This is a genomic window from Paraburkholderia sp. GAS42 (assembly GCF_050436565.1).
In the GTDB taxonomy this organism is placed as follows: domain Bacteria; phylum Pseudomonadota; class Gammaproteobacteria; order Burkholderiales; family Burkholderiaceae; genus Paraburkholderia.
On record NZ_JBNDML010000004.1, the window covers coordinates 13,842 to 25,993 of the forward strand.

A 12,152-nucleotide genomic window follows, 5' to 3' on the forward strand; every position below is an offset into this window, starting at 1 on the left:
TCAAATCTCCGTATGCTCGACGACGACCGGTTGCATCCCGCACTCGTTGCGCCGGACCTTGAAGCACGTCGCGTAAAGTGCCGGCAGGAAGAACACAGTCAGTACCGTGGCAATCGTGATACCCCCCATCAACGCAGTCGCCATGGGCCCGAAGAACGCTGAGCGCAAGAGTGGAATCAAGGCGAGCACAGCGGCGGCGGCCGTCAATATGATCGGCCTGAAGCGCCTCACCGTCGCACCGATAATCGCGTCGAAACGCCCTTGCCCCGCCGCGATGTCCTGGTCGATCTGGTCGACCAGAATCACGGAGTTGCGCATGATGATGCCGAACATGGCAATCACGCCGAGCAACGCGACGAAACCAAAGGGCTTGCCGAACAGGAGCAGCGCAGCCACGACGCCGATCAGCCCGAGCGGTGCTGTCAGCACGACGATAAACGTCCGCAGGAAGCTCTTCAGCTGGATCATGAGCAGCGTCAGCACGGCGATGATCATGAGCGGCATCTCGGCGTTGATCGAGGTCTGGCCTTTCACGCTTTCTTCGACCGCGCCGCCTACTTCGATGCGATAACCCACAGGCAGTCTCGCTTGTTCCCCGGCGAGCGCGTGCTCGATATCGCGGGTCACGTCGATGCCCTGCGCGTCGCCCCGAATGTCAGCCTGCACGGTGATCGTCGACTGCCGGTCGCGCTGCCAGATCACGCCGTACTCGAGCGTGTTCCGAACATGTCCGAGGGAACCGAGCGGAACCGGGCCGTTCGGCGTCGGAATCGCGAGGCTCGTGAGCTGCGTGGGATCAACACGCTCGCTCTTCGGCGCACGCAGATCGACGTTGATCAGCTTGTCGCGTTCACGGTACTGCGTGACCGTGTACCCCGAGAGCGTCATGGCCAGGAAGTTCGATATGTCCTCCGACGTGACGCCAAGCTGGCGCGCCCTGCTCTGATCGATCTCGAACGAGATCGACCGTTCCGCCGGCTCGTCCCAGTCGAACTGGACATTGCGTGTGCGGGAGTCGGCACGGACCTTCCCGGCGACCGTTTCCGCAATCGAGCGCACGGTCGCAATATCGTTGCCGCTCACCCGGAACTTGATCGGGAAACCCACCGGTGGACCGTTCTCGAGCCGCGCCACACGCGTGCGCACGCCGGAGAACTCTCTCCCGAGTTTGGCATCGAGCCAGCGCATCAACTCTTCGCGGGTTTCGACGCTTTTTGCCGTGATCACGAACTGCGCAAAGTTAGGCTGCTGAAGCTGCTGGTCCAGCGGCAGGTAAAAGCGCGGTGCGCCCATGCCCACAAAGTCGACGAAGTGGTCGATCCCGGGATTGCCGCCGAGCGCCTTTTCCAGGCGCTTCGCTTCACGCAGGGTCGCCTCGAACGAAGCACCTTCCGGCAGCCGCAGGTCCACAAGCAGCTCTGGCCGTTCGGAGTTGGGGAAGAACTGTTGCGGCACGCGCGTGAAGGCCGCCATCGCGATCGCAAAGAGCACGGCAGTGACGCCGAGCACGGCCCAGCGACGCTCGATACACCACGAAACCCACCCTGACAGGCGCCGGTAGAAGCCGGTGCTGTAAACGTCGTGCTCGTGATGGTGCCCGCCACTATCGTGGCTCTTGCGCTCGGGCAACATATGGAAGCCCAGCAAGGGGACCAGCACGACGGCCGCGAACCACGATACGATCAGCGCGATGGCCGACACTTCGAAGATCGAGCGCGTGTATTCGCCCGTACTCGATTTCGCGAGTGCGATCGGCAGGAAGCCCGATACCGTCACGAGCGTGCCGGTCAGCATCGGGAATGCGGTGCTCGTGTAGGCAAAGGCCGCCGCGCGCGGGCGACTCCACCCCTGCTCGAGCTTCACGGCCATCGTTTCGACGGCGATGATCGCGTCGTCGACGAGCAGCCCCAGCGCGAGCACGAGCGTGCCAAGGGAGACCTGGTCCAGCCCGATATTGAACACATGCATGCACAGCGCCGTCACGGCGAGCACGATCGGAATCGAGATCACGACGACCATGCCAGTGCGCAGGCCGAGCGAAACGAGGCTCACGACCAGCACGATGGCTACCGCTTCGCCGACCGACCTGACGAACTCGTCCACCGAATGCTTGACTGCGTGAGGCATGCTCGAGACGGGAGCCAGCTTGAGTCCCGCCGGCATGGCAGCCTGCAGTTCGGCGGCTTTCGCGTCGAGCGCCTTGCCGAGGCTGATCACGTCGCCGCCTTTTTGCATCGTCACGCCGATGCCGAGCACCGCCTGGCCCCCGACGCGCATCTGGGTGACGGGCGGATCGTCGTAGCCGCGCGTAATCTTCGCGATGTCACCGAGCCGGAACGCGCGTTTGTTCACGGTGATCAGCGTGTCGGCGAGAGCCTGCACGTCCTTGAACGCGCCGCTCGGTCGCACGAACACCCGGTCGTCCGCCGTCGTAATGGTGCCAACGGGTGCCACCGTATTTTGTGCGTCGATTGCCTGGGCGAGCTGCTGAGGCGTGATAGAGAGCCCCGTCAGTTCTGCATTCGATATCTCGACGAAGATGTGCTGGTCCGGGTCGCCAAAGTAGTCGACCTTGGCGACGCCGGGCACGCGCAGCAGGATGGTGCGCAACTGGTCGGCGTAGTCGTGCAGTTGCGCAGGCGTAAAGCCGTCGCCCTCAAGCGCATATATGTTTGTGTAGACGTCACCGAACTCGTCGTTGAAAAACGGTCCAACCGTCCCCTTGGGCAGCGTCGCCGCGATGTCGCCCACTTTCTTGCGCACCTGATACCAGGTCTCTGGGACCTCTTTGACCGGGGCCGAGTCCTTCATGGCGAAGAAGATCATCGACTCGCCTGGCCGCGAGTAGCTCTTGATGTTGTCGACATACGGCGCCGCCTGCAACTGACGGCCGATCCGGTCAGTGATCTGTTCCTGCACCTCGCGGGCAGTTGCGCCCGGCCAGTAAGTTTTGACCACCATGGTCCGGAACGTGAACGGCGGGTCTTCCGACTGCGCAAGTTGCGTATACCCGATCACGCCGAACAGGGTTGCAAGCCCGATCAGAAAGATCACCAGTTGCTGATGGCGCAACGCCCACGCGGAGAGATTGAAGCCACCTTCGTCATGTGTCTCGGAGTCGGACGGGGTGACGGGCGCGCTGTCACGCGCGGTTTCACGGTCGCGTGCGTTCATGACGAAAAATCCTCGGGATGCAACGGGGCCACCACCTGCACGTGTTGGTCTGCGCTCACTGCGTGCACGCCCTGCATCACGACGCGGTCGCCGTCGTGCAAGCCGCCGGTGACGGAGACCGTGCGCTCGTCGTAGCGCGCGATGCTGACAGGGCGCAGCTCAAGGGTGTCGCTGCCCGCGCGCACCACCCACACGGCGGGGTCCTCGCCTTTGTGAAAGAGCGCCGTCACAGGCAGCGCGAACCGACGTGCCGTTGCCGCGTCGCCGGCGGCATCGAACGCAACACTCGCCGTCATGCCGAAGCGAACTTCGAGGCTCGGCGCGGCCAGAGTGAGCTTCACGCGCCAGGTGCGGCTTTGCGGGTCGGCGGCGGGCGACACCTCGCGCACGCGCGCCTCGAAGGTCTTACCAGGCAGCGCAGACAGGCTCACGCGCGCATTGCTGCCGACGGTCAATGCGCCAAGCGTCTGCTCGGGCGCGTCGCAGACAACATCCACGTCTCCCGTCCAGTCGAGGTGATAGACGGCTTGATCTGCCTGAATGTTCTGGCCGGTGTCGGTGTCCTCCGACGTGATGACGCCGTCGTGGTCTGCCGTGAGCGTGGCGTAGCGCAGGTGATCCGTGGCGAGCGCCATCTGGGCGAGCGCCGAATCGCGCTGCGCGAGGGCGGAAGCGTAGGCGTCCTGGGTCTGCTCCATCTGCGCCATTGCGATCAGGTTTGCCTGCGCCTGAGCGCGGTCGCGATCGAGCTGCTGTTTGGCGTACACGAGACGATGTTCGGCGGCGTCGAGCTGCGCTCGCGCGTTGACCAGGTTGTTGCGCAGGTCGGTAGGGTCGAGCAGCGCAACGGCCTGTCCCGCCTTGACGGTATCGCCGATGCGCACCCGCCGTTCGGTGACTTTGCCTCCAATCCTGAACGAAAGAGGCGTCGAATACCGCGCCTGTATCTGAGCCGGCAACGAGGCGCTCGCCGTGCGCCCGTCGGGATGAACCGTGACAGCAACGACGGGCTTGGGCTCGGGAGCGACGGTTTCGCGCTGGTGGCAGGCCGCTAGCAGCATTGCGCCGCAAGCCGCAATCAGAAGACGCCCCCGGAGGCATGGCCGGACGACGGACGGCAGGAAAGGACGCGCAAGCGTCTGCGCGTTAAGACCGGAAAGTTTCACGATGTTCACAAGGCAGGTGATGGTCCAGCAATAAAAATGGGCGAGGCATCGGAAGACACGGTGTGTCTGGCAGCATGCTTTGCGAAGTGCGCGAGCACTCGATTCGGCATGCCTGTAACTTAGTATTCCTACTCGCTGCGTCTAATACAAACCGCTTGCAACTCTTCGTACTTCGACATCGCACGCGGCCACTCCCCACGAAACAGCTAGAGAACGAGCGTAAAACAGATCCTCGCCCCGAGCCCGGCGCTGGTGGATCGGGACGGCAGTGGATGCCCCATCTTTAGCGCCGCAACACCCTGTTCCAGGGACCGTCGCAACTCAATTCATCGATCCACGCGGCCGCTGATCCGTTCGCGGCAGTGACATTACATCCCATAACTGATACATTTGTCAATAATGACATAAAAATCTATAATACGACGCTACAGAAATCTGGAACCGAGATGCCTGATGCCCCGAACTCCCGTGCAACCCGGCAGCGCAAACAAAAGCTGCCAGCTCCGGCCGAGGCGACCGAAGGGCGCCAGCAGCGCAGTGCCCGCCGCAAGCGGGAGACTCGCGCCCGCCTGCTCGATGCAGCGCTCAGGTTAGTGGCCGAAAAAGGGATGGATTCGGTGGCCATCAACGACATCACCGAAGCCGCAGACGTCGGTTTCGGCTCCTTCTACAACCACTTCGAGTCGAAGGAAGGGCTCTTTTCCGCGCTCGTCGAGTGGGTGTTCGAGGAGTTTGCCGATATGCTCGACCGCCTCGCCAGCGGACTGTCCGATCCGGCAGAAGTGGTCGCTGTCTGTGTGCGCCATACGCTGATGCGCGTCCGCCGCGAGCCGGTGTGGGGACTGCTTCTTATCCGCGAGGGTTTTTCGGTGCATGCGCTGAGCTGGGGTCTCGGTCAGCGACTGCTGCGCGATAGTCAAAGCGGTATTTCCGCGAAACGCTTTGTCGTCCCGGACCACTTCCTGTGTCTCATTTCCGTTACGGGCATCATCTTCGCGGCAATCGCATCTGAGCTGCACTATTCCGCCCGCGTCACACCAGTAGTCGAGCGGCCGAATGCATCTGGACTCGATGAACAGAACTTCGCCGAGCGTGCTGCGACGGTCGTGCTACAGGCGCTCGGACTCAAGCGCGCAGAGGCGGAGAGAATTGCGCGGCTGCCGTTACCGGGTAAGCCGGAAATCAAGGTCTGTCGAACAAAAACGCGCGTCCGATGATTGGATGGACGATCTCCAGCTTCTGGGCACGGATAGACGCACGGCGAGACGAGAATCGAGGCAGCTGGGAATCGGGGGAAACGGCGCTGTGAACATCAATCAAGCGCATGGCACCGGTTGATATCGCTGAGTCCCTAAAAGCGCCGTTGCTGTGCTCCCAACGGCGACTGGAACCGCCTGATCAGCCGGAGGGAAATTGGCGGATTTACTAACCAGCTGCGCATGGCCCAGAAGCCGTACGAGCTTTTCATCTGCGACAGCGCGCCGCATGCGTTCGGCGAGTGGTTTCGGGCCGCCGCTTTTAGGCCGGCTGCGTCGAGCGCCGCCCGGCAGCGCACGCCAATTTTCCTGAACTGTGACCTGCGCGGACGCGTCGGCGCTCGTCACGCCAGCCACTCTCATTTAACTTAAGGAGGAAAATCTGAGTCACGACCGCGCAGTCACACACGAAACGTCGCCCAGTAGGTCCGTAAATTGAGCGTCCGTGCCGGGTCATCTGCTGCCCAGACTTTCCACCGAAGCGGCCGTTCGCCGACCGCAATACGGAGGACACTTGTATGACCGGAAAGGCCGATGATCTGCTGGACGAACCAGAAAGGCGAATGGCCGTTGTACCTGGCGGAGTCAACCGGTGGATGCAATAGTTTGCTGGAATCGCTCGGCTGGCGTTTCGTAGTCCAGGGTCTTTCTCGGACGCTCGTTCAATCGTCTCGCCACGGCGTTGAGTTTGGCCTGCGAATACACTGACAGGTCGGTCCCTTTAGGGAAGTACTGTCTTAACAGGCCATTCGCTTTGCGTCGAACGCTGCGCTATCGGTCGAAACGGCCGTTCGGGAATCAGTGCAGAAATGCGGGTGATTTCACGTCCGTGCTCTGGAGCCAGCTTCAGGCGTTCTCTTAAAGGTTACGGTTGACTCTCCTCTATCGATGAGGAGCACTGAACCCGACACCGATCGCTTAAGTCAACTCTCTTCGCGCCGCACCCGACATGCTCACGATTCACAGCGTACCCAGTCAAATCCCAAGGCCTCGGAAACATTTTCTTGGGCATAGCCCACACCTTTGGTAATGGCAGTTTTTTCGCGACTTGCGATTTCCGGCTTCAAAGGTCTTTCGCACGCGACGGTCGAGGTCAATCCGTCCGCCGTGGCCTGATGTCCGTTCTTTGTGACCAGGTATCGATTCCAACCAGTGTTATCCATAGGACATGCCCTATGAAGCCGGGCTTACCGATCAGTGGTCGGAGGCTTTGGGACGCCCGGCTATCGCGGTCATTGTGGCCGCAAACACTCGCCAGCAATGGCGTTGCGAGCTCACCATTTTCGATGGGGTTCCATTCTGCGGACACTACACAAGCGCCTTTCATTACCAAAGGTATGGGAAAGAGCGCAGAAAATGTAGCTGGAAGGGGCAATTTGGCTTGCTACGCTGCAGTGCCAATCCGCCTGTCATTGCTTTGAGCGAGAACATCGCGCATTCGGGGCACGCTGCCTGGCTGCAGGATGCACCAAAACAATCTGTGAAATCGCTTTGTCAGCGCGTGTTTGCTGTCTCGCGCCGATTCTTGTCACATTCGGGAGTGAACCGATGCTCAACACCTCGAGAAAATATTTTGCCGCCGGGCTGGCTGCCGTCGCCATGTTGCTAGCAAGCAGCCAATCGTTTGCACAGCAAGTAGTGAAGATCGGAGTGTCGGCCCCGCTGACCGGCGCCGGAGCTGCAAACGGGAAGGACATCGAGAATGGTGTTCGCCTCGCCATCGAAGAAGCCAACGCCCAGCGCACGAAGCTGGACGGGCAGGAGGTGCGCTTCGAACTGGACTCCGTCGATGATCAGGGCGACCCGCGCATTGGCGTGCAAGTAGCCCAGAAACTCGTCGACGATGGGGTGGCGGCCGTGGTGGGTTACTACAACTCCGGGGTCGCGTTGCCTTCGTCGCCGATATTTGCCAGGGCCGGCATTCCGTTGATAGACCCCGCCGCCACGAATCCGGCCATAACCAGGCAAGGGCTGAAGAACGTCTTCCGTATTATCGCCACCGACGCACAGAACTCCGGCAACGCAGGAAAGTACGCGGTAACGGTCACCAAGGCGCGGCGCATTGCAGTGATGGACGACCGCACGGCATTTGGCCAGGGGGCCGTGGAAGAATTCAAGAAGGCGGTCATTGCGGCCGGCGGCCAAATTGTCGCGTCGGAATACACCAACGACAAGGCCGTCGAATTCAACGCGCAGCTCACGAATATCAAGGCGGCAAACGCAGACCTCTTGTACTTTGCCGGCCTTGATAACCAGGCGGCGCTCCTGACCAGGCGGATGAGACAACTCGGTATGCAGACGCAGTTCGTAGGAAGCGGGGGCATTGCCGACAGCATCTTCCTCGGCGTCGCGGGCAGTGCTGCCGAGGGTGCAATGGCGTGGGAGTACGGACGGCCTGTCGAGTCCCTTCCCCAAGGCAAAGCGTTCGCGGAAAAATTCAAAAAGAGATTTGGCGCGGATACATTGACTTACGCGCCATTCGCCTATGACTGTGCGTGGGTGGCTATCAACGCTATGAAACAGGCGAATTCCGCAAAACCCGAAGTATTCATGCCTACGTTGCGAACTATGCAGTACGACGGCATCACGGGAAAGATTGAATTCGATTCGTACGGTGACCTGAAACACCCCACGTCGACGCTCTATCAGGTAAAAGGCGCCAAGTGGAAACCTGTGACGACCATCAGCGCAGAGTGACTTGCTGAGCGGTTGTGCGTGAGCGCCTAATAGCTGGCAACCTCGATCACTGCGTCTGCAAAGGCCTTGGGCGCCTCCTGCGGCAGATTGTGGCCGATTCCACCTGTGACGGTGCGGTGCCCGTATTTGCCGACGAACTTCTTCGCATACGCCGCAGGCTCCGGATGGGGCGCGCCGTTCGCGTCGCCTTCGAGGGTGATCGTCGGCACGGTGATGACCGGCGCGGCCGCGAGACGCGCTTCCAGCGCGTCGTATTGCGGCTCTCCGTTCGAGAGACTCAATCGCCAGCGGTAGTTGTCGACCACGATCGCAACGTGGTCCGGGTTCTGGAAAGCACCTGCAGATCGCTCGAACGTCGCATCGTCGAAGTTCCATTTCGGCGACGCAAGTTGCCAGATGAGCTTCGCGAAGTCGTGCCGATTCGCTTCATAGCCCTGCCTGCCGCGCTCCGTCGCGAAGTAGAACTGATACCACCATGCGAGTTCCGCCTTCGGCGGCAAGGGCGCCTTGTTGCCCGCCTGGCTACCGATCAGATAGCCACTCACCGAGACCAATGCCTTGCAGCGTTCTGGCCACAGCGCGGCGACGACATCGGCTGTGCGCGCGCCCCAGTCGAAGCCGCCGAGTATCGCCTTCTGAATCTTCAGCGCATCCATCAGCGCGATGAGGTCGACGGCGAGCGCCGACTGCTGGCCATTGCGGACCGTATTGCCGGAAAGAAAACGCGTCGTGCCATAGCCGCGGAGGTACGGAACGATTACCCGATAGCCTGCGGACGCGAGCCGAGGCGCGACGTCGGCGAAGCTGTGGATGTCATAAGGCCAGCCGTGGAGCAAGATCACCACCGGGCCGTTGCCTCGGCCGACTTCCGCGTATCCGACGTTCAGCACGCCGGCGTCGATCTGCTTGATCTCGGCAAACGATGCATTCGACGCTGCTGCGTTTGCGTGCGGGTTTGCGTCCTGGCCTGCGGACTGCGCGTGCGCCAACCCGCTCAAGACCAGCTCCATCGCGCCGACGCTGACGGCTGCATTCCCAAGAAAGCGTCGACGACGAGTGTTCATCTCATTCGACATCAGTACTCTCCTCTTCATGATCAAGGTGCTCGAAAACGTCGCTTCACAGCCAGAGGGCTAGCGGCCATTGAGCAATGGATGGCAAGAGGCCGTGATGCCGCGCCATCGACACGTGGAATATTATGCGCAACGTGCCGCGGTTGCCGGAAATGATTCGACCACGTCCCTAAGCCCGAATGGGGCAGCGAATCCGTGCCATCCCACTCGGGCGGTTCGATGCACGAAGAGCGAATCTGGTTTTGAACTTGTCGTTGAACTGCGTGACGAATGCCGCCTCATTGGCTACGAGGCATCGCTGCCCTTTGAAACACTGACCGACGCCAGATTCAATGTGTCCACGGTTTCTTTAGCGCTGGAAAGCGACGCTCAAGCGTGGCTAACTGACCAGGCCGGCTCAATTGTTCGGGGACTTCTGCCGGGAAGGGATCGCTACCTGATGAAGCGGCGCTACGGCAGATTCCTGGCGTTGGCGCGTCAGAACGCGGTCGAGAGGTAGTCCGCCAGGCGAGCCAGCATTGCATCGCAGTTGCCCAGTTGCTCGACCGTTACGAATTCGTCCGGCTTGTGCCCTTGATCCATGCTTCCCGGTCCGCAGACCACCGTGGGAATGCCCACCTGATTGAAGAGTCCGCCCTCGGTGCCGAAGGCGACCGTACCGAACTCCGTGGAGCCGCTCAGCAGTGTCAACAGACGTGCCGCCTCGCTGTCGGGCGGGGTGGCCAGTCCCGGATACGCGCTTAGCACCTGGAGGCGAATGTCGGTGTCGGATTTCACCGCACGCATCTTCGGCAGCAGCTCGGCCTCGGCATAGGTCTGCAACTCATCTGCCACTTTAAGGGCATCGAAGCCCGGAAGAGTGCGCACTTCGAAATCGAACTGGCATTCAGCCGGCACGATGTTGAGCGCGCGACCGCCGTTGATCACGCCGGTCTGCACGGTCGAGAACGGCGGATCGAAGCGCTGATCATGATGTTCAGGCTGGGACAACTGCTCGCCGATCTCTTCTAGCCGGCCGATCAGTCGCGCCGCATATTGAATGGCATTGACACCATAGGGCGCGTAGGCCGAATGGCAGGCGGCGCCTTTCACATGGCAGCGCATCGCCAGCTTGCCCTTGTGGCCCAGCACCGGTTTGAGTTCGGTCGGTTCGCCGATCAGGCACAAGGCTGGTTTGTGCAGACGCTTCTCCAGTTCGGCCAGCATCGGTCGCACACCCAGGCATCCGACTTCCTCGTCATAGGAGAAGGCGAGGTGTACTGGCAACTTGAGCGTTTGCTTGAGAAAGAGCGGTACCGCCGCCAACACCGAAGCAATGAAGCCCTTCATGTCGGCCGTGCCGCGGCCGTATAGCCGTCCCTCTCTCTCGGTGAGGCGAAATGGCTCGAGCGTCCAGGCCTGACCATCGATCGGGACCACATCGGTGTGGCCGGAGAGCACGACGCCGCCCCGGTCACGAGGGCCGATGGTGGCGAACAGATTGGCCTTGGTGCGCTCAGGGTTGTAGAACAGCTCGCTCTGGACGCCGAGTTCCGCAAGGTATTGCCGGATGAAATCGATCAGTCCCAGATTGGAATCCCGACTCACCGTGGCGAAGCCAATCAGCCGTTCTAGCAGCTCACGGCTGGACATTTCATTCATTGCCCGGCACTCCGTAGCTCGGAGCCGCGGTCGGATTCAACGCCCGAGTGACGTAGTCCTGCATCTGCGGCCGATAGGCTTGCCATAGACCGTCGAGCTGGCCGATCGGATCTTCATCCGCCCAGTCGACCCGCAGATCGACGATCGGCCAGGTCAGGTCGCCCACTACCTTGACCGCCGCCGAGTGCACGGGCCCCGCTTCGCCACCGGCGGCCATCGCGGCGTGCATGGCCGCGAGCAGCCGGTCGGCGAGCATGCCGTGCGCATTCTCGAATGCAGGAATCATGGCTTCGATGACTTCAACACCCGCCAGCATGTTGCCGGCGGCTACGCATTGCTCTCCCGCCACGGCGTTGTGTAGTCCAAGGGCTTCCTTACCGCTAAAGAACGCCGTACGACCCTGACCATCGATCACCGTCACCTGGCGATACTGGCTCCAGTCGTTCGCATTGAGCGCACGCTCCAGCGCCGCCTCAGGAGCGAGCTGCATGCTTTCAAGGAGATCGAGAATCTGCGGACCGAGCGCAGGCAGCGTGACGTTCTGCGTCGCCACCGCGCCCACTCCTGCGCGTACCCACGGACATCGTGCGCCCACCGCGATACTGGATGAACTGATGGCGATCCCGAGCTGACCGGTTTCCGGGCAACGTCCGATAACGGAAAATGTCATCGCTGACTCCTTAGGCCTGGTTCGGCTTCCAGCCATCCGGGATGACCGCGATCACATCGATCTCCATCAACCACTGCGGCTGCCCCAACGCGCTCACCACCAGACCGGTCGAAATGGGAAACACGCCCTTCAGCCACTTTCCGACCTCCTGATACACCGGCTCACGATAGCGCGGGTCGATCAGAAACGTTGTTGTCTTGACGATGTGAGACAGATCGCTTCCCGCCTCTTCAAGCAATTCCTTGACGTTCTTCATCGCCTGCGCGGCCTGGGCACGCGGATCGCCGAGCCCTACCAGGCGGCCTTCGAAATCCGTACCCACCTGGCCGCGCACGTAGACGGTGTTGCCGGCGCGCACGGCCTGACAAAGATCGTTGTCGAGCGTCTGGTTCGGATACGTATCCTTCGTGTTGAACATGCGGATGCGGGTATGCGTAGGTTGGCTCATCAATGCACCTCAATGCCTGGAAGAAAT

At 61.3% G+C, this 12,152-nt stretch carries 9 protein-coding genes and 1 pseudogene; 3 read left to right on the forward strand and 7 right to left on the reverse strand.

Features of this window, described 5'->3' with window-relative positions; all coding sequences use genetic code 11:
- Entirely contained in the window at nucleotides 1-3,174 is a 3,174-nt protein-coding gene (locus P3T16_RS07395) for an efflux RND transporter permease subunit (protein WP_429341749.1), read from the reverse strand.
- Entirely contained in the window at nucleotides 3,171-4,235 is a 1,065-nt protein-coding gene (locus P3T16_RS07400; RefSeq protein WP_429341750.1) for an efflux RND transporter periplasmic adaptor subunit, read from the reverse strand. The genes P3T16_RS07395 and P3T16_RS07400 overlap by 4 nt, the downstream gene beginning before the upstream one ends.
- Before the next feature lie 551 nt (nucleotides 4,236-4,786).
- Between P3T16_RS07400 and P3T16_RS07405 the strand changes: the two genes are divergently transcribed.
- Complete coding sequence (locus P3T16_RS07405; RefSeq protein ID WP_429342042.1) at nucleotides 4,787-5,557, forward strand: TetR/AcrR family transcriptional regulator; 771 nt, start codon at nucleotides 4,787-4,789, stop codon at nucleotides 5,555-5,557.
- A gap of 624 nt (nucleotides 5,558-6,181) precedes the next feature.
- On the opposite strand, the pseudogene P3T16_RS07410 reads toward P3T16_RS07405, so the two are convergent.
- Nucleotides 6,182-6,349 (reverse strand): annotated as a pseudogene (locus tag P3T16_RS07410) (transposase); the annotation flags it as partial.
- A 795-nt stretch (nucleotides 6,350-7,144) separates the two neighbouring features.
- Here P3T16_RS07410 and P3T16_RS07415 point away from each other — a divergent pair.
- Entirely contained in the window at nucleotides 7,145-8,293 is a 1,149-nt protein-coding gene (locus tag P3T16_RS07415; RefSeq protein WP_429341751.1) for a branched-chain amino acid ABC transporter substrate-binding protein, read from the forward strand.
- Between the two features lie 26 nt (nucleotides 8,294-8,319).
- Here P3T16_RS07415 and P3T16_RS07420 read toward each other — a convergent pair whose 3' ends face one another.
- On the reverse strand, nucleotides 8,320-9,369 hold the full coding sequence (locus P3T16_RS07420) for an alpha/beta fold hydrolase (RefSeq protein WP_429341752.1): 1,050 nt from the start codon (nucleotides 9,367-9,369) through the stop codon (nucleotides 8,320-8,322).
- A 94-nt stretch (nucleotides 9,370-9,463) separates the two neighbouring features.
- On the opposite strand from P3T16_RS07420, the gene P3T16_RS07425 reads away from it, so the two are divergent.
- On the forward strand, nucleotides 9,464-9,865 hold the full coding sequence (locus tag P3T16_RS07425; protein WP_429341753.1) for a hypothetical protein: 402 nt from the start codon (nucleotides 9,464-9,466) through the stop codon (nucleotides 9,863-9,865).
- Here P3T16_RS07425 and argE read toward each other — a convergent pair.
- Genes argE through P3T16_RS07440 form a run of 3 tightly spaced genes read right to left on the reverse strand, consistent with a single transcriptional unit; the run spans nucleotide 9,844 to nucleotide 12,125 of the window.
- A complete protein-coding gene (gene argE / locus P3T16_RS07430; protein WP_429341754.1) occupies nucleotides 9,844-11,007 on the reverse strand; it encodes an acetylornithine deacetylase in 1,164 nt (387 codons plus the stop codon). The genes P3T16_RS07425 and argE overlap by 22 nt on opposite strands.
- Nucleotides 11,000-11,677 carry a DUF1028 domain-containing protein gene (locus P3T16_RS07435; protein WP_429256136.1) on the reverse strand — a complete coding sequence of 226 codons (678 nt, stop codon included), beginning with the start codon at nucleotides 11,675-11,677 and terminating at the stop codon, nucleotides 11,000-11,002. The genes argE and P3T16_RS07435 overlap by 8 nt, the downstream gene beginning before the upstream one ends.
- 10 nt (nucleotides 11,678-11,687) lie before the next feature.
- The gene (locus P3T16_RS07440) at nucleotides 11,688-12,125 is read right to left on the reverse strand and encodes a RidA family protein (protein ID WP_429256135.1); all 438 of its coding nucleotides are present in this window, start codon (nucleotides 12,123-12,125) and stop codon (nucleotides 11,688-11,690) included.
- Nucleotides 12,126-12,152 lie beyond the last annotated feature (27 nt).